Annotated in this window: 16 protein-coding genes; 12 read left to right on the top strand and 4 right to left on the bottom strand. The window is 72.6% G+C overall.

Translation table 11 applies throughout. The features are described 5' to 3' along the window. The first annotated feature begins 46 nt into the window (after positions 1–46). The 4 genes from ACYVD5_RS21620 (at position 47) to ACYVD5_RS21605 (ending at position 5,494) form a co-directional block, all read left to right on the top strand. Positions 47–2,569 carry a ComEC/Rec2 family competence protein gene (locus ACYVD5_RS21620; protein WP_461002935.1) on the top strand — a complete coding sequence of 841 codons (2,523 nt, stop codon included), beginning with the start codon at positions 47–49 and terminating at the stop codon, positions 2,567–2,569. Positions 2,570–2,695: 126 nt separating this feature from the next. Then, the gene (locus tag ACYVD5_RS21615) at positions 2,696–3,580 is read left to right on the top strand and encodes an LLM class flavin-dependent oxidoreductase (RefSeq protein WP_461002934.1); all 885 of its coding nucleotides are present in this window, start codon (positions 2,696–2,698) and stop codon (positions 3,578–3,580) included. 62 nt (positions 3,581–3,642) lie between these two features. Continuing rightward, a complete protein-coding gene (gene holA / locus ACYVD5_RS21610; RefSeq protein ID WP_461002933.1) occupies positions 3,643–4,611 on the top strand; it encodes a DNA polymerase III subunit delta in 969 nt (322 codons plus the stop codon). Positions 4,612–4,708: 97 nt separating this feature from the next. Continuing rightward, complete coding sequence (locus tag ACYVD5_RS21605) at positions 4,709–5,494, top strand: GNAT family N-acetyltransferase (RefSeq protein ID WP_461002932.1); 786 nt, start codon at positions 4,709–4,711, stop codon at positions 5,492–5,494. A gap of 471 nt (positions 5,495–5,965) precedes the next feature. On the opposite strand, the gene ACYVD5_RS21600 is transcribed toward ACYVD5_RS21605, so the two are convergent. Beyond that, positions 5,966–7,174: an amidohydrolase family protein gene (locus tag ACYVD5_RS21600; protein WP_461002931.1), complete on the bottom strand. Its 1,209-nt coding sequence runs from the start codon at positions 7,172–7,174 to the stop codon at positions 5,966–5,968. Positions 7,175–7,460: 286 nt separating this feature from the next. Beyond that, positions 7,461–8,984 (bottom strand): GTPase HflX, encoded by a 1,524-nt coding sequence (gene hflX / locus ACYVD5_RS21595; RefSeq protein WP_461002930.1) that lies wholly within the window; start codon positions 8,982–8,984, stop codon positions 7,461–7,463. 262 nt (positions 8,985–9,246) lie between these two features. Here hflX and aceB point away from each other — a divergent pair, with 262 nt between their 5' ends. The 6 genes from aceB to ACYVD5_RS21565 all read left to right on the top strand — a co-directional run bounded on the left by aceB (position 9,247) and on the right by ACYVD5_RS21565 (position 16,808). Next, complete coding sequence (aceB, locus tag ACYVD5_RS21590; RefSeq protein ID WP_461002929.1) at positions 9,247–10,851, top strand: malate synthase A; 1,605 nt, start codon at positions 9,247–9,249, stop codon at positions 10,849–10,851. Positions 10,852–11,011: 160 nt separating this feature from the next. After that, the gene (locus tag ACYVD5_RS21585) at positions 11,012–12,475 is read left to right on the top strand and encodes an FAD-linked oxidase C-terminal domain-containing protein (RefSeq protein WP_461002928.1); all 1,464 of its coding nucleotides are present in this window, start codon (positions 11,012–11,014) and stop codon (positions 12,473–12,475) included. Positions 12,476–12,567: 92 nt separating this feature from the next. After that, positions 12,568–13,830, top strand: coding sequence for an FAD-binding oxidoreductase (locus ACYVD5_RS21580; protein WP_461002927.1), 1,263 nt, complete (start codon positions 12,568–12,570; stop codon positions 13,828–13,830). Positions 13,831–14,022: 192 nt separating this feature from the next. After that, positions 14,023–15,351 carry a (Fe-S)-binding protein gene (locus ACYVD5_RS21575; RefSeq protein WP_461002926.1) on the top strand — a complete coding sequence of 443 codons (1,329 nt, stop codon included), beginning with the start codon at positions 14,023–14,025 and terminating at the stop codon, positions 15,349–15,351. 303 nt (positions 15,352–15,654) lie between these two features. Continuing rightward, positions 15,655–16,539, top strand: coding sequence for an RpnC/YadD family protein (locus ACYVD5_RS21570; protein ID WP_461002925.1), 885 nt, complete (start codon positions 15,655–15,657; stop codon positions 16,537–16,539). A gap of 44 nt (positions 16,540–16,583) precedes the next feature. Beyond that, entirely contained in the window at positions 16,584–16,808 is a 225-nt protein-coding gene (locus ACYVD5_RS21565; RefSeq protein ID WP_461002924.1) for a hypothetical protein, read from the top strand. Between the two features lie 27 nt (positions 16,809–16,835). Here the strand turns inward: ACYVD5_RS21565 and dapF are convergent, their stop codons facing one another. Next, a complete protein-coding gene (gene dapF / locus ACYVD5_RS21560; RefSeq protein WP_461002923.1) occupies positions 16,836–17,660 on the bottom strand; it encodes a diaminopimelate epimerase in 825 nt (274 codons plus the stop codon). Positions 17,661–17,837: 177 nt separating this feature from the next. Between dapF and miaA the strand changes: the two genes are divergently transcribed. Beyond that, positions 17,838–18,800, top strand: a complete 963-nt coding sequence (miaA, locus tag ACYVD5_RS21555) for a tRNA (adenosine(37)-N6)-dimethylallyltransferase MiaA (RefSeq protein ID WP_461002922.1) — start codon at positions 17,838–17,840, stop codon at positions 18,798–18,800. A gap of 25 nt (positions 18,801–18,825) precedes the next feature. Here miaA and ACYVD5_RS21550 read toward each other — a convergent pair whose 3' ends face one another. Beyond that, positions 18,826–19,506: a class III extradiol ring-cleavage dioxygenase family protein gene (locus tag ACYVD5_RS21550; RefSeq protein ID WP_461002921.1), complete on the bottom strand. Its 681-nt coding sequence runs from the start codon at positions 19,504–19,506 to the stop codon at positions 18,826–18,828. Between the two features lie 186 nt (positions 19,507–19,692). Here ACYVD5_RS21550 and ACYVD5_RS21545 point away from each other — a divergent pair, with 186 nt between their 5' ends. Beyond that, positions 19,693–20,451 carry a TetR/AcrR family transcriptional regulator gene (locus tag ACYVD5_RS21545; protein WP_461002920.1) on the top strand — a complete coding sequence of 253 codons (759 nt, stop codon included), beginning with the start codon at positions 19,693–19,695 and terminating at the stop codon, positions 20,449–20,451. The last annotated feature ends 21 nt before the right edge of the window (positions 20,452–20,472 follow it).

Here is a 20,472-nt window from a genome sequence, read left to right as displayed (position 1 = left end):
GACTCCGGTGACCTACCTGGGCACTGACGCGCCCGACTATTCCGCAGTGCCGGATCTGCGGCTGGTTCCCGCGGCGGTGGGCACCTGGGGTTGCGCAGCAGCGCTGCTGGACGGCTCTTCCGGGGCCGCTCTCCTGGCGGCGGGGGTGCTCACCGCGGGCGCGGCCGGGGTCTGGACGCTTGGGCGGCGGCGAGCGGCGGCACCCGCCGGCCCGACCGGGCCTGCGGGGCCGGCGCCGATGGTCGCGGCGGTGCTGGTGTGCATGGCCGCGGTTGCGCTGGCCACCGGCGGGCGGCTGGCCGCGGTGGAGTCCGGTCCGCTGCCGGAGCTGGCGCGCGAGCGCGCGTGGGCCGAGTTCGAACTGGTCATCACCGCCGACCCCCGCAAACGCAGCGGCCCGCCCGCTGCCGGCCGTGCCCGGCTCGTGGTCGAGGCCCGTGCACAGGCGGTGCGCAAGAACGGCACCAGTGCCGGCGGGCACGTGGCCGGTGGCGGTGGCGGTGGCCGAGTGCGTATCCGGGTGCCCGTGGTCGTGCTGGCCTCCGGCGACGAGTGGCGCACGCTGCTCCCCAGCCAGCGTGTGCGGGCCGCGGGCACCGTATACCCCGCAGGCGGCGGCCTGGTGGGCGGGTTGCTGGTGGTGCGCGGGCCACCGGAGCACATCCGGCCGCCTTCGCCGTGGCAGGAGTGGGCCGGCGGCGCGCGCGAACGGTTGCGCGCGGCGGCTGCGGGCCTGCCCGATCCGGCGGCGGGGCTGCTGCCGGCGCTGGTCGTGGGCGACACGTCGGGGCTGCGGCCGCAGACCACGGCCGCGTTCGAGGACAGCGGCATGACCCACCTGCTGGCCGTCAGCGGCTCCAACCTCGCGATCATGACCGGGGTGGCGCTGGCGGCGTGCCGCAGTCTGGGGCGGACCGGCTGGACCGCGGCGGTGGTGGGTGCCGTCACCATTGCGGTCTTCGTGCTGCTGGCGCGGGCGGAGCCCAGTGTGCTGCGGGCCGCTTTCATGGCCGCGATCGCGCTGGCGGCGCTGGCCGCGGGCCGCCAGCGTGTCGGGCTGACCGCGCTCGCCGCCTCGGTGCTGGGGCTGCTGCTGTTCGACCCGGCGCTGGCCCACTCGTTCGGCTTCGCGCTGTCGGTCCTGGCGACCGGCGGGATCATGGTGCTCGTGCCCCGCTGGCGCGACCGCTGGTCGGCGCGGATGCCGCGGTGGATCGCCGAGGCGGTGGCGGTGGCACTCGCGGCGCACGTCGCGTGCCTGCCGCTGCTGGCGGTTCTGTCGGCAGAGGTCAGCTGGGTTGCGGTGCCCGCCAACGTGCTGGCTGCCCCGGCGGTACCCGTGGCGACGGTCGGCGGGTTCGCGGTGGCGGGCCTGGCGCTGGTCTGGCCGCCGCTGGCGGCGGCTGCGGCGTGGCTGCCGGGTGCGGCGGTGCTGTGGATCGGGGCCGTGGCCGCCGCGGCGGCCCGGCTGCCGGGCCGGGCGCTGCCCTGGCCCGATACCGCTGCGGGGGCCGTGGCGCTGGTCGTGGTGCTCGTGGTCCTGCTGGTTCTGCGCAGGCGGGTGCGCCTGGCCGTGTGCGCGGTGGCCGCGGCGGTGGCGTTGACCGCGCTGTGCGTGCACTGGCTGGCACCGGCCTGGCCTCCGGCGGGTTGGGCTCTGGTGGCCTGCCGCATCGGCCAGGGCGACGCGCTGGTGCTGCGGGCCGCCGACGGGCGCGCCGTCGTCGTCGACACCGGGCCGGACCCGGTAGCGGTGTCGCGGTGCCTGACCGATCTGCGCGTCAGCCGGATCGCCCTGCTGGTGATCACCCATGGCGACTCCGACCACGCGGGCGGCACCGCGGGCGCACTGGCGGGCCGCAGTGTGCAGACCGCCCTGCTGCCGCCCGGCTTCGACCATCCGGCGACCGTGCGGCTGCTGCGCAGCAAGGCCGTCCCAGTGCGCACCGGTACCGCAGGCCAGCGCTGGACACTCCGGCCCTGGACGCTGGATGTGCTCTGGCCCCGCCCCGGTTCCTCCGGCGGCAACGACGGCAGCATCGTGCTGCTGGCGCACTGGTCGCCCGAGCCCGGCGACCCGGCCGCACCAGCACGGATGCTGCTGACCGGCGACATCGAGGAACCGGCCCAGCGCGAACTCCTGCGCAGCACGCACGCCGTCCGCGGCGTGGACGTCCTCAAGGTGCCCCACCACGGAGCCGGATCCCAGGAGCCCGCGTTCATCGCCGCCACCCGGCCCGATGTCACGCTCACCTCGGTGGGCGCCGACAACCCCTACGGCCATCCCGAACCGGCGACCTGGGCGCTGCTGCAGTCGGTGGCGGCGGCCAACTACCGCACCGATGTGCACGGCGACATCGCCGTCGTCCCCGGCCCCGCGGGCCCGGGCGTCGTCTGCCGCGACCCCGGCCCCCGCCGCACCCCGCGCCGCGGTCGCCCCCGCCGGCTGCGCACGGTAGCGGCGCCCTGCGCCCGTCCACCCCCGCCGTGCGGCGCCGGTGCTGCGGCCCGGCGCTGTTCAGTGCCCCTCAGTACTGGGCGGCGAACCCGCCGACTTTACCTCAAGTAATGTTTAGGTTCTACGGTGAAAGGCCGAACGGAACCGGCGCATCGCACCGGACCCGGCCACGACCACACCCGACACGGCCCAGGCGCCCCGGTCCGCCCGCGGCCGCAACGCGCTACGGAGGCGCAAATGCAGATCAGCGCCACCCTGCCCATCTCCGGCGACGGCGTTCCCGACGTCGGTATGGCCCGGCACTTGGAAGACCTCGGTTTCGACCGGGCGGCGGTTGCCGACCTCCTCATCGGCGACGGCACGCCCGGGCTGGACCCCTCGCTCGTACTCGCCGCCGCAGCGCAGCACACGCACCGCATAGGGCTGGAGTTCGGCGTGCTCAGCCTGCCGCTGCGCCCGGTCGCGCTGGTCGCCGCGCAGATCCAGGCGCTGCAGCACCTCTCGGGCAACCGCACCCTCCTGGGCACCGGAATCGGCGGCTTCCCCGGATCCCCGTTCTGGCGCGCGGCAGGCGCGCCGCTGCGCGGGCGCGGGCGCTGGACCGACGCAGCGCTGGCCGCTCTGCCGGGGCTCGTCCGGGGCGAGCCCACCGAGGTCGGCGGCCGGCAGGTCACCCTCGCCCCCGGCGCCGCGGCCCCGCTGCTCTACATCGGCGGCAACTCCGAGGCCGCCATGCGCCGCGCCGTGCGCTTCGGCGACGGCTGGGTGCCCTCGCTCATCACGCCGGCCGGTCTCGCCGCGAAGACCCGGCGCCTGCGCGAGATCGCCGACGAACTCGACCGCCCGGTGCCCGCCATCACCGTTGGCGGCCACGCCGTACTCACCGACTCCCCGGGCGCGATACGGGAGTTCGTCGGCAACATGGTGCGGATGCACGGCGTATCCGCGCAGGAAGCCGCCGACATCCCGGTGACCGGCGATCCGGAGCAGGTCGCCGCGCGCCTCGCCGCCTACTCCGAGGCCGGCGCAGGGGCCGTAACGCTCGGCTTCGACGGCGGCGACTGGCCGGCGCAGGCCGAATCCCTGGCCCGGGCCCGGTCACTGCTGGAACCGGGCGGTTGAGCGCGCCGCCGCCCGCCTGTCAGCAGCACACAACGGTCCCTGCGGCATGGCATGCTGCAGCTATGGCCTCCAAGTCCGTGCCCCTGCTGTCCGTGGTCGTCGGCGACGAGGAACTGCTCGTCGACCGCGCCGTCGCCGAGATCGTCGCGGCGGCGCGTGCCGAGGAGCCCGACGTTGACGTGCACGACCTGATGCCCGCTCAGGTCACCGCCGGCAAACTGGCCGAGGCCACCTCGCCTTCGCTGTTCGGCGAGCGGCGGGTGGTGGTGCTGCGGGCGGCCCACGATCTGACCAAGGACATCGCCGCCGAGGTCACCGGCCTCCTGCAGGCCCCTGCCGACGACGTCATACTGGTGCTGGTCCACGCCGGCGGCGCCAAGGGCAAGGCGCTGCTGGAGACCGCCGCGAAGGCCGGCGCCCACCGGGTCGACTGCGCCAAGCCCGGCAAGGCCGGCGAACGCATCCAGTTCATCAAGGGCGAGTTCTCCCGCGCCGGCCGCCAGATCACCGGCGATGCGGCGCAGGCGCTGCTCGATGCGGTAGGAAATGACCTTCGCGAACTTGCGGCGGCCTGCACCCAGCTGGTCTCCGACACCGAAGGGCGCATCGACGCCGCGGCGGTGGCCCGCTACCACAGCGGCAAGGCCGAGGCCTCGGGTTTCATGGTCGCCGACCGCGCGGTGGAGGGCCGCCTACCCGAGGCGCTGGAGCAGTTGCGCTGGTGCCTGGCGGTGGGCACCGCTCCGGTGCTGATCAACAGCGCGCTGGCGGGGGCAGTGCGGGGCTTGGCGGTGGTCGCCCAGCCGCAGCGGGGCGCTTCCGACACCGAGCTCGCCAAGCGCGCCAAGGTGCCGCCGTGGAAACTGAAGACGCTGCGTCAGCAGGTGCGCGGCTGGTCGCCGCAGGGGGTGGCGCGCGCGATGGCGGCGGTGGCCGAGACCGACGCCCTGATCAAGGGTGCCGGACGCGATCCGGCCTATGCGCTCGAACGCGCGGTCATCGAGATCGCCACCGCCCGCAACCAGCGCTGACCCGGCCGCAGAGCGCCGGTGCAGCGGCGCCGGCCCGACGCGGTCGCGGGGGGTCGCGGTCGCCGTCCGTACATTGCGAACTGAGGGGGCGCTGCCGGTGCCATCGGCGCAATCGGGTGCAGAGCCGGCGCGGGGCCTGCAGGAGCGGGCGGCGCGGGCGCTGCCGGCCGAGCACACCGAAGACGCCGGCGGTTGGCTACTGCGCTACTGCCCCGGCGGCGCCTGGTGGGTGCAGACGGCGCTGCCGCACGGCGGAGCCGGACCGGACGAGATGCTGGTCAACGTCGCCGCCGCCGAGGCGTTCTACGCCCGGCACGGCGCCTCCGCAGGGTTCCAGGTCACGCCAGGGGCGTGTTCCCGCGGGCTCGACCGGATGCTCGCCCGGCGCGGCTACCGCCGCCGCGGTGCGCTGTCGCTGCAGTCGGCGCCGACCTCCGACGTGCTGCGGCGGGCGCCCGCGGACCCGCTGCCGGTCAGCGTGGCGGACCGGCCCACACGGGTCTGGTTCGACACCTGGCGCAGTGTGCAGGGCGGTGACGGAGGCGGATCCGGCGGCGCCGAATGGGAGCTGCTCCGCCGTGTCGCGCGGCCGTCGGCCTACGCCTGCGCACTGCTCGGTGGCGTCCCCGTGGCAGTTGGCCGCGCGGTCGCCGACACCGGCTGGGCGGGGGTGTTCGGCATGGCGGCGCTTCCTGAGGCGCGGGGCAGAGGAGCGGCCCGCAGTGTGCTCGCCGCACTCGCCGACTGGGCCGGCGAATACGGGCTCAGCGGCATGTACCTGCAGGTGGAGCAGTGCAACGCCCCGGCTCGGCGGCTTTACGCACGTGCCGGGTTCAGCGAGGTCTGCGGCTACCACTACCGCACCGCCGGAGGAACGGGTTGACCGGGATGAACGCTGCTGCGCCCCCGGGCGCGGGCGGGTAAGCGGCTCGGGTGCACTGTGCGGCCTTATGCGCGGCCGGGCGACGGGTGATCTGCGCAGGAAACCGGCACCGATTGACATCACCCCCCGGATAGGCGCGCGTGTGTCCGTTATGTCGGTTTTCCGTTTCTGATCATGCTGAATGCCGGGATCCGGCGCCCGATCCCGGCATTCAGCATGATCAGCGGTGCACAGGGGCCCGCCACCGGCAGGCGGGACCGTGGCCGCCCGCCCCGGGCCGCCCGCGGCCGTCGCCGCTGCTTTTCAGCCCAGGCCACCTGTTGCCGGCCGCGGACAAGGCCGCAGAGCGGACCCGTGCCCGCCCCGGCCCCCGGTCGGTTTTTCAGGCCGCCCCTCCACCGGGGACCTCGCCGGTACCCAGGCACCGACATACCGGGCAATCACGATCAACCAGGGCTTCTTAGGCAGTGTCTAGCGGATGGTCTCGCCGCCGCGCCAGACGCGGATGGTGTTGAGGCCGTAGGACCAGGCGAAGGCGCCTTCGTGGTCGGCGTCCCATTGGACGATGTCGGCGTAGTGGCCCGGCGCCAGCACTCCGCGGTCGCTCAGCCCCAATGCGAAGGCGCCGCCGACCGTGGCGGCGCGCAGCGCCTCAAGGACGCTCATGTTGAACATGGAAATGGCCATGGAGATCGCCAGGGGCAGCGACATGGTGCCCGACTGGCCGGGGTTGTGGTCGGTACCCAGTCCCACCGGAACGCCGTGGTCGAGCAGCGAGCGCACCGGCGGGGTGCGCCGCTCGTGCAGCGAGGTGGTGGGGCAGACCACGACCGGCGTGGAGGTCTTGGCCAGCGCGAGGACGTCGTCCTCGTCGGTCTCGTGCACCAGGTCGACCGAGGAGCACTGCATGTCGGCGCCCATGCGCACCGCGCCGTGGCGGGGTTTGGCACAGGCGTGCATGTGGGTGGCCAACCCCACGCCGCGCCCCGACGACAGCAGCCGGGCCGCGTCTTCGGTGGTGAACTGCTGGTTGTCGCAGTAGACGTCGACACCGTCGGCACCTGCCTGGGCGGCGTCGCTCAGCCACGAGGCAACGGCGTCGACGTAGTCGCGCGGGCGGCCGAAGTATTCGGGCGGCACGGCGTGCGCGGCGAAGAAGGTGACCTGCAGGCGCGGCATCCCCGGCTCTTCTTCCAGGGAGCGCAGCAGCCGCACGTCGGCGAGTTCGCCGTCGCGGGTGAGGTGGTAGCCGGTCTTGGCCTCGACCGTGGTGCAGCCGGAAAGCACCCAGTGCCGCAGCCGTTCGCGCACAGCGTTGCACAGTGTCCAGGGATCGGTGCCGCGTGTGACGGTGACCGTGGAGGCGACTCCTCCGCCCGCCCCGGTGATCTCGGATTTGGAGGCGCCGCTGGCGCGCATGGCGACCTCGGCGTAGCGGTTGCCGGCGTAGACCGGGTGGCAGTGGGCGTCGATCAGCCCGGGGGTGACCAGGCCGCCGCCGATGTTGTCGACCTCGTCGACGTCGACGATGTCGCCGATGACTCCCGGCAGGCTCTGCGGGAGGTCGGCGGCTGCGCCGACCCAGGCGACGCGGTCGTGGTGGATGAGCATGGCGGCGTTACTGAGCAGATCGGTGCCGGTCCACAAGCGCCCGATGTTGGTCAGCAGTCGTACTGTCATGGTCTCACCGGCCCGCCCCAGTAGTCATGGCCGCCGGATCGCGGGTGCGGACCGGTACACGCGAGTAGACATAGGCGACCTCGTTTTCGACTCAACTGGCGGGGGGAGGTGGTGCGGCCGGGAAGGCGGGCGACTCACGGGTCTGGTGCCAGTGGCTCAAAACCGTAGTTCATCCTCCGTTGCCGTGTACACCTCTCGATCCCCCGATTCACCCTACGCAGAAGACAACGGCGGAACCCCGCGCGGGGTTCCGCCGTTGGGTGCTCACAAGCTTCGGGCGGTTACTCTACACCTGCACCGCGGCGTATTCGTCGAGCTTGCCGGCGAGTAGTCCGGGCACGAAAGCGTGCAGCCGGGTGCCTTCGCCGGTGTGCTCCTGTTCGACAATGCGGCCTTCCTCGTAGACACGGGAGACCAGGTCGCCGCGCTCGTAGGGCAGCACGACCCGGACCTCGCTTTCGAGGCTGGGCAGCGCCGCCGCCAGTACCCCGACCAGGTCGTCGATGCCGGCGCCCGTGCGCGCGGAGACCTCGGCGGCCCGGGGTTCCTTGGCGCGCAGCTGCTTGAGCACCAAGGGATCGGCGGCGTCGGTCTTGTTCAGCACCACTACCTCGGGGACGCTGCCGGCGCCGATTTCGGCGAAGACCTCGCGCACCGACGACAGCTGCTGTTCGGGGTCGGGGTGGGAAGCGTCGACGACGTGCAGGATCAGGTCGGAGTCGGCGACCTCTTCCAGCGTGGACCGGAACGCCTCGACCAGCTCGTGGGGCAGGTGGCGGACGAACCCGACGGTGTCGCCGAGCGTGAACGCCCGGCCGTCGGGCGTGCGCGCCTGGCGCACGGTGGGGTCGAGCGTGGCGAACAGGGAGTCCTCGACCAGTACCCCGGCGTTGGTGAGCCGGTTGAGCAGGCTGGACTTTCCGGCGTTGGTGTAGCCGGCGATGGACACGGCCGGCACCTGGCGGACGACACGCTGGTCGCGCTTGACGTCGCGGGAGGTGACCATGTGGCGGAGCTGCCGGCGCAGTTTGGCCATGCGGGCGTTGATGCGCCGCCGGTCGGTTTCGATCTTGGTCTCGCCGGGGCCGCGCAGTCCCACGCCGCCGTTGCCGCCGCCGGCGCGTCCGCCGCCCTGGCGGGACAGTGCGGCACCCCAGCCGCGCAGCCGGGGAAGCAGGTAGCTGAGCTGGGCGAGTTCGACCTGGGCCTTGCCTTCGCGGCTGCGCGCGTGCTGGGCGAAGATGTCGAGGATGAGCGCGGTGCGGTCGATGACCTTGACCTTGACGATGTCCTCGAGCTGGCGCAGTTGTCCGGGTGCGAGTTCGCCGTCGCAGACCAGGGTGTCGGCGCCGGTGGCGGCGACGATGTCGTGCAGGTCCTCGGCCTTGCCGCGGCCGATGTAGGTGGCCGGGTCGGGCTTGCGGCGCCGCTGGGTGACGCCTTCGAGGACGGCGGCCCCCGCGGTCTCGGCAAGCTGTTTGAGCTCGATGAGCGAGTTGTCGGCGTCGAGTTGGGTGCCGCTGGTCCACACCCCCATCAGCACCACGCGCTCCAAGCGCAGCGAGCGGTTTTCGACCTCGGTGACGTCGGTGAGCTCGGTAGAGAGCCCTTCGACCCGGCGCAGCGCGTGGCGCTCGGCGAGTTCGAGCTCGCCCTGGTCGGGCCCGCCCGGACCTTCGGGCTGTTCGGGCAGCGCGGCTGCGGCGGTGTCCTGGTCGGTGAGCGGCCGGATGCCGGCCGCGCGGTCTGCGGGCTCCGCGTGGATCGCCTGAGCGGAGTCGAGCGGACCGCGTTGAACGAAAGTATTCATATCCCTCCGGTTAGTGCAACGCCAGGGCAACGGGCCGTTGTTCCCGCTGCCCGATGGTGGCACGCCCCGCGCCGGCGGGCACCCCCTTTTCGTCCGGTTTCTCCGCGGCGCGCGGCGGAAAAAGCGGCCGACATTGCCAAGGGGGCAAAGAGTTGGTGTGCGCCCGGCGCGTCCGCCGTTGACCGCGGTCAGACCCACCAGTAACGTCAATTCCACATAACAGAAATTATTTCCGCTTCGTGGAAGGACTCAGGGCATTCCGATGGCTGCCACCAGCGGGGTCGAGATCACCGGCCCCATGCACGAACGCTTCGACCAGATCCTCACCGACGACGCGCTGGCCCTGGTCGCCGAGCTGCACCGCCGGTTCGACGGGCGCCGCCGCGAACTCCTCGCCGCGCGCACCCGCCGCCAAGAGCAGATCTCGGCAGGCGCCGACCTGGACTTCCTACCCGAGACCCGCCGCATCCGCGACGACCCCGACTGGCAGGTCGCACCGCCCGCGCCCGGCATCGCCGACCGGCGCATCGAGATCACCGGGCCCACCGACCGCAAGATGACGGTGAACGCCCTCAACTCCGGAGCCAAGGTCTGGCTCGCCGACTTCGAGGACGCCAACACCCCGCTGTGGGAGAACATGATCGGCGGCCACCTCAACCTGCGCGACGCACTCGACCGCACGATCGACTTCACCACGCCCGAAGGCAAGTCCTACACCCTCAACGACGACACCGGACTGGCCTCCATCATCGTGCGGCCCCGCGGATGGCACCTGGACGAGAAACACATCCTCGTCGACGGCGCCCGCACCGCCGGAGGCATCGTCGACTTCGCGCTCTACCTCTTCCACTGCGCCCAACGCCAACTCGACAAGGGCAAAGGCCCCTACTTCTACCTGCCCAAGCTGGAGAGCCACCTCGAAGCCCGGCTGTGGAACGACATCTTCAATGCCGCCCAAGAGCACCTGGGCATACCCCGCGGCACCATCCGCGCCACCGTGCTCATCGAGACCATCCCCGCCGCGTTCGAGATGGAAGAGATCCTCTACGAACTGCGCGAACACTCCGCCGGCCTCAACGCCGGGCGCTGGGACTACCTCTTCAGCATCATCAAGGTGCACCGCACCCGCGGCCGCGGCTTCCTGCTGCCCGAACGCAACGCCGTCACCATGACCGCGCCGTTCATGCGCGCCTACACCGAACTGCTGGTGCGCACCTGCCACAAGCGCGGCGCCCACGCCATCGGCGGCATGGCCGCGTTCATCCCCAGCCGCCGCGACCCCGAGGTCAACGAACGCGCCCTCGCCAAGGTCCGCGACGACAAGGCGCGCGAATCCGGCGACGGGTTCGACGGCTCCTGGGTCGCCCACCCCGACCTCGTCCCCGTCGCCAAAGAGGTTTTCGACGGCGTCCTCGGCGAAGCACCCAACCAACTCGGCCGCCTGCGCGAAGACGTGTCGGTCAAGGCCGCCGACCTGCTCGCCGTCGACTCCGCCGCGGGCGGCATCACCGAAGCCGGCCTGCGCGGCAACATCAACGTCGCCCTGCAGTACCTCACCTCCTGGCTGGGCGGCAACGGCGCCGTGGCCGTCCACAACCTGATGGAGGACGCCGCAACCGCCGAGATCTCCCGCTCCCAGATCTGGCAGTGGCTGCACAACGACGTGACCCTCGACGACGGCCCCAAGGTCACCCGGGACCTGGTGCGCCGGCTCATCGACGAGGAAACCGCCGCCATCCGCCGAGAGCACGGCGACGCTTTCAACCCCGAACTGTTCGACCGCGCGCTGAAGCTGTTCACCGAAGTCGCGCTCGCCGACGACTACACCGAGTTCCTGACCCTGCCCGCCTACGAGAGCATGCCCTGACCCCCGGCCGGGCGCGGCGCCGCCGTCCGCTGCCGCGCAGCGCAGTGCGCTGGGCGGCGCCGCGCCCGGTTGGCCTTGCCCCCGCACGGGAAAGTGGGGAAGAGTACGGACCCGCCGCGGCCTCCCGCCGCGGTACCGACAACGGGGAGGGCGAGCCCCAATGCCCCAACCGCTCACCGCGCTGATCCCGCAACTGCGCCGGATCTGCGGCGACGACGGCGTCATCACCGACCCCAACCGCCGCCGCACCTACGAAAGCGACGGCATCACCTACCACGCGGCCGTACCGGGCGTGGTCGTACTGCCCACCACCACCGAACAGGTCGCCGCCGTGGTCCGGCTGTGCGCCGCCAACGGCGTGCCCTTCGTCCCCCGCGGCGCCGGCACCGGCCTGTCCGCCGGCGCGCTACCCAACAGCCAGGGCGTCCTCATCGTCACCTCCCGGATGCGGCGCATCATCGAGATCGACCCCGCGAACGAACGCGCCGTCGTCCAACCCGGCGTGGCCAACCTCGAGGTCACCCGCGCCGCCGCACCGCACGGCTACTACTACGCCCCTGACCCCTCCAGCCAGCAGGTCTGCTCGGTCGGCGGCAACATCGCCGAAAACTCCGGCGGCGCGCACTGCCTCAAATACGGATTCACCGTCAACCACGTGCTCGGCCTCGAAATCGTCACCCCCCAGGGCGACGTGGTGCGGCTGGGCGGCAAAGCCGCCGACGCCCCCGGCTACGACCTGCTCGGCGCCTTCGTCGGCTCCGAAGGCACCCTCGGCATCGCCACCGAGATCACCGTACGGCTGGTGCCCGCACCGCAGAAGGTACGCACCCTGCTCGCGGCCTTCGAGACCATGGACGCCGGCGGCTCGGCGGTCTCGGCCATCATCGCCGCCGGCGTACTGCCCGCCGCAGTGGAGATGATGGACGCGCTCTCCATCGAAGCCGCCGAAGCGGCCGTGGCCTGCGACTACCCGTCCGGCGCCGGCGCAGTGCTGATCGTGGAACTGGACGGCCCCGCCGCCGACGTCGACGCCCAATTCGACGAGGCCACCCGGCTGTGCGGCGACGCCGGCGCGTTCGCGATCCGCACCGCCGACGACCCCGCCGAACGCGCCCGCATCTGGAAGGGCCGCAAATCCGCCTTCGCCGCCGTGGGCCGCATCAGCCCCGCCTACATCGTCCAAGACGGTGTCGTGCCCCGCACCGCACTACCCGAGGTGCTGCGCCGCATCGCCGAACTGTCGGCCGCCTCCGGCATCCGGGTGGCCAACGTCTTCCACGCCGGCGACGGCAACCTGCACCCGCTGGTCCTCTTCGACGACGCCGAACCCGGAGCCTCCGAGCGGGCCGCCGAGGTGTCCGGCAAGATCCTGGATTTGTGCATCGAACACGGCGGCTCCATCACCGGCGAGCACGGTGTCGGCGTCGACAAGGCCTGCCAGATGCCGGAGATGTTCTCCGCCGCCGACCTGGAGACCATGGACCTGTTCCGCTCGGCATTCGACCCCGCGGGCATCGCCAACCCCGAAAAGCTGCTGCCGACCCCGCGGTTGTGCGGCGAACGGCCCGGGGTCCGCAAAGGCGTGCACCCGCTGGTGGCCGAAGGCGCGGCGGAGCAGTTCTAACCGTGTTCCGGCAGCCGGGGACAAAAGCGGGCCCGGCAGCCGGCCACCGCAGCCACCCGCACCCCGGCCGGCCACGAAGCGGGAGCACACCAGTGACACCGGACGACACCACCACCGCACCCCCCGGCGACGCCGCGGAGCTCAGCCGGAGCGGAGCGCCATTGCGCGCGGGCCGCCCCGGCGACGCGATCGGCGGAACGACCCCCCGCTACGTCGCGGCACCGCCCGACACCGCCGCGGCGGCCGAGCTGCTGGCGGCCGCCCACCGCCGCGGCCTGGCCACCGTCATCCGCGGCAACGGCACCGCCTGCGACTGGGGCGCACCGCCGCGGCGCTGCGACCTGGTGCTGGAGACCGCGGCGCTCACCGGCATCGAGCACGCCGCCGGCGACCTCGTCGTCCGGGCCGGCGCCGGCACATCACTTGCCGACCTGCAGTCGGCGCTGGCCGCGGCCGGACAGCGCCTCACCCTCGACGCGCTGGTGGCCGGCGGCACCGTGGGCGGAGCCGTGGCCACCGGGCTCAGCGGCCCGCGGCGCCTGCTGCACGGACCGCTGCGCGACCTCATCATCGGCATGACCGCGGTGCGTGCCGACGGCATCGCCGCATCCTCCGGTGGGCGGGTCGTCAAGAACGTCGCAGGCTACGACCTGGGGAAACTACACACCGGCGCTATGGGCACCCTCGGGTTGATCACCTCGGTCACCTTCCGGCTGCACCCCCTGCCGCAGGCGCTGCGCACCATCAGCGCCACCGCCCCCGATCCCGAAACCGCCCAAGAGTGGACGCAGCGCGTGCTGGTGTCGGGCGCCGTACCCGCCGGTGTCGAACTCGACTGGCCCGCGGACGGCCCGCCGACACTGCACGTCCTGCTGGAAGGTGCCGAAGGCGGCATCGACGCCCGCGCCCGCGCCGTCGCCGCGGTACCGGCCGGACCCGCCATCGCCGGGGACCCGCCCGCGGGCTGGGGCACCCTGCCCGGCGGGCCCGAGGACACGCTGCTCAAGGTCACCGCGCCCATCGGGCAGGTTGCCCCGGCCGCCCGCCTGGTGCGCGAGGCCGCCCGCGAAGAGGGCACCGCCGCCGGCATCCGCGGTTCGGCCGGGGCCGGCGTCCTGTTCGCGGCGCTGCCCGCATCGGCCGGCGCCGCGGCAGTGGGCGCCGTGGCGGCGCGGGTGCGCGCCGGCGCCGGCTCCGAAACCGGCCTCACGATCGCCCGCAGCTCCCCCGCGCTGGCCGGCGCGGATCTCGACCGCTGGGGAGAGGTGCCCGGCCTGGAGCTGATGCGCGCCGTCAAGCAGCGGTTCGACCCGCACGGGCTGCTGGCTCCCGGCCGCTTCGCCGGCGGTATCTGACCGGCCGGCTGCCCCGGGAGCGACCCGGCTCGCACGGATCCGGAAGGGTACGGCGGGATCCCGCACGACCTGACCGGGGATGACATGACATAAGAGCACAAAGACTTCCGGGCATGACGAACGGGGTGGGACCGGCACGGCCGCACCCCGCCCCCACCCCGCACCGAACACCGCGCGGAAAGGTAGGAGACCGTGACCGAAAGCGGTACCGCCCCAGGCGCCCACGAGGGCTCCCGCTCCTTCGACGACCTCCTGGACGACTGCGTCCACTGCGGGTTCTGCCTGCCGACCTGCCCCACCTATGTGCTGTGGGGCGAGGAGATGGACTCCCCGCGCGGACGCATCCACCTGATGGGCCAGACCCGAGAGGACGACGTCCTCAACGAGGCCGCCGTCAGCGCGTTCGACAACTGCCTGGGCTGCCTTGCCTGCGTCAGCTCCTGCCCCTCGGGCGTGGCCTACGACGCGCTGATCGAAACCACACGCGCCACGGTGGAACGCCAGCACCACCGCACCGCCGGCGAGCGGCTGCTGCGCACGGCCGTCTTCGCGCTGTTCCCCTACCGCCGGCGGCTGGAGCTGATGCGCGCACCGCTGAGGGCCTACCAGGCCAGCGGGTTGAGCCGGCTGGTGCGCCGCTCGGGCGTGCTGGAGCGGATCTCGCCTTCGCTGGCCACCATGGAGCGGGTCGCCCCGCCGCTGACCGGCGGCGTCCCCCGCCTGCCGGAGACCGTCCCGGCGCGCGGTCGGCGCCGCGCCGTGGTCGGCATGCTCACCGGCTGCGTGCAAGGGGCGTTCTTCCCCCAGGTCAACACCGCAACCGCACGGGTGCTGGCCAGCGAGGGCTGCGATGTGGTCATCCCGAGCACCCAGGGCTGCTGCGGTGCGTTGTCGGCCCACGCCGGCCGCGCTGAGGAGGCCGCCGACTTCGCGCGCGCCACCGTCGCCGCCTTCACCGAGGCAGGGGTCGACGCGGTGGTCGTCAACTCCGCCGGGTGCGGCGGCACGATGAAGCACTACGGGCGAGTGCTGGAGGAGGCCGGTGCAGGCGCCGCTGAGGTGCGCCGCGCCGAGGCGCTGTCGGCTCAGGTCGTGGACCTGGCCGAGTACCTGGCGGACCTGGGCCCGCGGGCGCCCCGCCACCCGCTGCCGGTGCGCGCCGCCTACCACGACGCCTGCCACCTCTCCCACGGCCAGGGGATCACCGCCCAGCCGCGCGAGCTGCTGCGGGCGATCCCTAACCTGGAGGTGGCCGACCTGCCCAACCCGGAGATCTGCTGCGGTTCGGCCGGGGTCTACAACCTGCTGCGCCCGCAGGCAGCCGCTGACCTGGGCGACCGAAAAAGCGCGGACGTGCACTCCACCGGCACCGACCTGCTGGTCGCGGGCAACCCGGGGTGCACGCTGCAGATCGCCTCGGCCATGCAGCGCGCCGGCACGCCGATCTCCGTCGCCCACACCGCCCAGGTACTCGACGCCTCCATCCGCGGGCTCGACCCGGCGGTGCTGCTCGGCCGCTGAACGTTGCGCATGGCGCGGTTGGGCGTCGGGCGTCGAGCCCCCGGTTTCGGGCCGTCCCGAGACCGCGGGAGCGATTACCGCTGCACTGGGCGCGCACGGATTTGCAGCACTGCATACGAAGCGGCCGCCGCAGGTCCTCGCCGCCGCAGCCGGGACGCCACCACTCAATCCGGGCTGTTGTGCCGCGTCAGTGCACGATCACGGTAAGTATCGGACACACAGGGTGAACAAACTTGCCCCCGAACGACCGCGAAATCAACGGAAACGCCGCCCGGCCTGGCGAGATGTCGGTAACTTTCCGCCATGCCCAGCACGAAACACGAGATGCCGCTGGATTTGCTGCGCCACCGCCCCGAAATGGCGGCGACGCTGCTGGAGATCTCCGGCGTCGACATCCCCGACCACGACCAAGCCGCCATGGGGTCCACCGAGTGCCCCGACATGCAACCCAAGGACTACAAGGCCGACGGGGTGGTCACCTTCACCCGCGCAGGCGTTGTACGCATGGCGGTGGTCGTCGAGGTCCAGAGCAAACCGGCGGTCCGCAAGGCCTACTCCTGGCCGGTCTATGTCGCCACCGTCCGCGCGCGCCTGGAGTGCCCCACGGTGCTCCTGGTGATCTGCGACCAAGATGCCACGGCCAGATGGGCGGCCGAGCCCATCGCGCTGGGCAACCCCGATTCGTACCTGGTACCGCTGGTACTCGGTCCCCAGCAGATGCCGGTGGTGACCACACCGGAGGAAGCGCGGGAGATGCCCGAAATCACCATCCTGTCGGCCGTCACCCACGGCGACGACAACGAGAAGACCCTCTTGGCCAGCATCGACGCGTTGAAATCACTGCCCGAGGAGGAGTCCGCGCTCTACTATGACTTCCTACGCAGCATGTTGTCCGAGGGCACCTGGAAAAAGTTGGAGGACATGATGGAGAAAACCACCGACAGGTACCACAGCGAGTTCGCCCGCAAGTACGCCAGCCAAGGCAAGGTCGAAGGCCTAGCGGAAGGCCGGGAGGAAGGCAAGGCCGAAGCCAAGGCCGAATCCGTCCTCCGGGTGCTGAAGGCCCGCGGCATCACCATCTCCGAGGACAACCGCACACGCATCACCACCTGCACCGACCCCGAAACACTCAACACCTGGCTCGACCGCGCCGTCGACATCCACACCGCCGACCAACTCTTTGCCTGAGCACCACCCACAACCGACCACCACAGCCCAAGGAACCAAAGGCGATGACCGCCGCCCACCCGTACCACAGCGAGTTCGCCCGCAAGTACTACGGCCGGGGCAAGGCCGAAGGCAAGGCCGAATCCGTCCTCCGGGTGCTGAAGGCCCGCGGCATCACCATCTCCGAAGAAGACCGCACACGCATCACCACCTGCACCGACCCCGAAACACTCAACACCTGGCTCGACCGCGCCATCGACATCCACACCGCCGACCAACTCTTCCGGTGAGAATCCGGCCGTCGGTGACGGGGGCGGCTATGTGCCCAGGTCCAGCAGGACTTCGCCCTCGGCGACGATAGTGGCGGGGCCGCGGAGGCGGGCGCCTTCGGCGTCGAGGTAGACGAGGCACTCGCCGCCCGGGACACGCACCCGCCAGGTGGCGCCCTCGCCGGGTGTGCTCGCGGCCGCCGCAACGGCGACGATGCCGGTGCCGCAGGAACGGGTCTCGCCCGAACCGCGCTCATTGACGCGCATCTCCAGGACCCCGGGGGCCGCTGCGGCGAACACTTCGACGTTGGCGCCTTCCGGGAACTCCGCGGTGTCCAGGCGCGGGCGCCCGCTCAGGTCGATCTCGGCCGGGCTGCGGTCGACGCGGCAGGCCAGGTGCGGGTTGCCCACCCATACCCGCGTGCCTTCGACGGTGCCGTCGGCCAGCACCGCACTGCCCTGGCCGAGCAGCTCGGGGCGGCCCATGTCGACGGTCACGTCGCCGCCGTCCTCCAAGACCACCCGGCGCGCACCGGCGCGGGTGCCCACCGACAGTTCGCGACCCTGTGCCAGGCCGCGGTCGTGCAGGTAGCGGGCGAACACCCGCACCCCGTTGCCGCACATTTCGGCGACACTGCCGTCGGCGTTGCGGTAGTCCATGAACCACTCGCATTCGGCCGCCGAGGCGGCGGGGCCGGTCAGCGTCTCGCCCAACGCGGCGGTGCGCACCACGCGCAGCACGCCGTCGCCGCCGATACCGGCGCGGCGGTCGCACAGCGCGGCCACCGCGGCGGGGCGCAGGTCCAGTGCACCGTCGGGATCGGGGAGGATCACGAAGTCGTTCTCGGTGCCGTGTCCTTTGGCGAATCGCATGGCCTTCATCCTAAGCGGCCATCCACCGGCGCCGCGCCGTGCTGCGCAGCCCCGGCCGGGCGGCGGGCGGCCGGTTGCGGTTCGGCACTGCTGCCACACTGGAAACCGGACAGCGCGGCACCGCAGGCAGGGCGGTGGGCGCGCGAGGCGAGACGGAAACCGCGAGGTGCAGTACCCGTGAACAGTCGGCAGGACGGTGCGCAGATCCCGGTCATCGCCGTAGTCGGGGCCACCGCCGCCGGAAAGTCCGACCTTGCCGTCGAACTGGCGCTGCGGCTGGGCGCCGGAACCGGCGGTGCCGAGATCATCAACGCCGACTCCATGCAGCTCTACCGCGGCATGGACATCGGAACCGCCAAGCTGGACCCGGCCGAGCGCCGCGGGGTGCCCCACCATCTGCTCGACATCTGGGAGGTCACCCGCACCGCCAACGTCGCCGAGTACCAGGAGCTGGCCCGGGCCCGCATCGACGGGCTGCGCGAGCGCGGCGCGGCACCGGTCCTGGTGGGCGGCTCGGGCCTGTACGTGCGGGCCGCACTGGACGAGTTGGACTTTCCTGGCACCGATCCGGCGATCCGGGCGCGGTTGGAGTCCGAACTGGGCGAGCACGGACCCGCCGCGCTCCACGCGCGGCTGGCCGGACACGACCCGGCAGCGGCGGAGGCCATCCTGCCCGGCAACGGCCGGCGCATCGTCCGGGCGCTGGAGGTCATCGAACTGACCGGGCGGCCGTTCACCGCGACCCTGCCCGCGCACACCTCGCGCTACCCCTGCGTGCAGATCGGGGTGCACGTGCCGCGGCCCGAGCTCGACGCGCGCATCGAGGAGCGCGTGCAGCGGATGTGGCGCGCCGGGCTGGTCGAGGAGGTGCGCGCGCTTTGCGGGCACGGCCTTGCCGGGAGCCGCACCGCGTCGCGCGCGCTGGGGTATGCCCAGGTGCTGCGCTTTCTGGAGGGGTCCTGCAGCGAGGAGGAGGCCCGCGCCGAAACCGTGCGCGCCACCCGCCGCTTCGCGCGCCGCCAGGAGTCCTGGTTCCGGCGCGACCCGCGCGTGCACTGGCTCGGCCACGACGACCCCGGCCTGGTCGAGCGGTCGGTGGAACTCGTCCGCACCGCGCAGACCGCCGCCCGCTCCTCCTGAACCACCGCCCCGCCCAAGCGCCCGCTCAGCGCCACAGCGCCGCAAAGTAGCCCACACCGTAGGGCGCCTCGTGGGCCAGCAGCTCCCCGCGCAGTCCTGCGCCGGTTGCCGCGCCCGCCAGCACCTGCCAGGCCGCCCGGCCGCCCGCCATCAGCTCGGCCGCCGTTGCGGGGCCGATCCGCTGCAGCGCGGCGGTGTCGGCCGCGGCCAGCGCCCCGGCCACCCCGGTGTCGAACGGGTCGGCGCGTTCATCGGGGATGCCGGGCGCGTGTTCGCCGCGGCGCGCGCTGCCGTCGCCCATGACCAGCAGCGCCACCCGCTCGGCCGCCGCGGCCAGCCCGGCGCCGCGCTCGGCGCACTCCTGCGGTGCGGTGGAGGCGCCAACCTCGGCGTAGTGATCCGGGCGCAGTCCTGCCCGCTCGGCCAGCCACCGGCCCACCGTCAGCGACAACGGCAGCACCCGCGGTCCGGGACCGACCCGCACGGGCACGCCGTAGTCGTCCAGGGCGCCGGAGGCGTCCGGGCCGTGCGTCCGGTCGGCGCCGCCGCACCCCACGACCGCGACCGTGTCCGGACCGGATGCGGCCAGCGCAGCGGCGGCCCGGTCGCAGGCCGCCCGCAGCCCCGCCAGCTCGCCGGCGGCCCCCTGCGCGACCTGCGGCAACAGCAGAGGCGGGTGGGGGCACACGGCGGCGGCGATCAGCACAAGGGCGAGGCTACCGCGCGCGCCGGCGGGTCTTTACGGCTTTCTGACGTTCGGCGCCCTTGCGCCCCGCTGGGGCGGTGCTAGCGTCAAGTCATGACCGCATGACCAGATTTGAAATCGAGTCAAACCGTCATAAGAGCGCACCGAACAACCCGCACCAAGCACGATCCAAGGAGTCAGCACGCCGTGGCCCAGCTCGACCAGGCAGCAAGCGGCCCGCAGCCCCCGGGCGCAGATGCCGAACGCGACGCACGCGCCGAACGCATCCTCGACACCGCCTGCGAACTGCTCGTGGCATGGGGATACCGCCGCGTGACGATCGGCGACGTGGCCAAACGCGCCGGAGTCGGCAAAGGCACCGTCTACCTGCACTTCCACACCAAGGAACTGCTGTTCCTCACCGTGCTGATGCGCGCCCAGGCCGCCATCCTCCGCCGGCAGATCGACGCGATCCGCCACGACCCCGAACGCGCCCTGCCCAGCGCCTTTGCCCGCACCAACTACCTCATGCTCCTGGAGAACCCCATCGCCCGGGCGATGCTGCTCGGCGACAGCGAGACCCTCGGCTCGCTCACGCAGAGCGGCACCCGCGAGCTCCACGACTACGCGCAGGTCCGGGTGCAGGTCATGACCGGCTACTTCGAGGTGCTGCGCGAGCACGGGGCGGTGCGCACCGACACCCCGCTGGAACTGCAGCTGCACGCCTACTTCCGCGTCTTCTACGGCTACATCGCCACCGAGACCGCCACCGAGACACTGCGCACCAGCGGGGACTCCCATGCCCAGGACGACGCCGACATGCTCGCCCACATCCTGAACTCGTCCCTGGAAACCCCAGGTGACGACCCCGCTCCGGTCCGCGCGGCCGCGCCCCGCGTCGTCGGGCTGCTGGAGCGGCTGCTCGCCCGCGTATACGAAGAGATCGACCGCCAGAAGCGGACCTGAAACCGCCAAGGAGGGCACAGC

Source organism: Streptomonospora sediminis (genome assembly GCF_054778995.1).
Note: the sequence above shows the minus strand (reverse complement) of the source record. Positions and strands in the feature narration are given on the sequence as shown.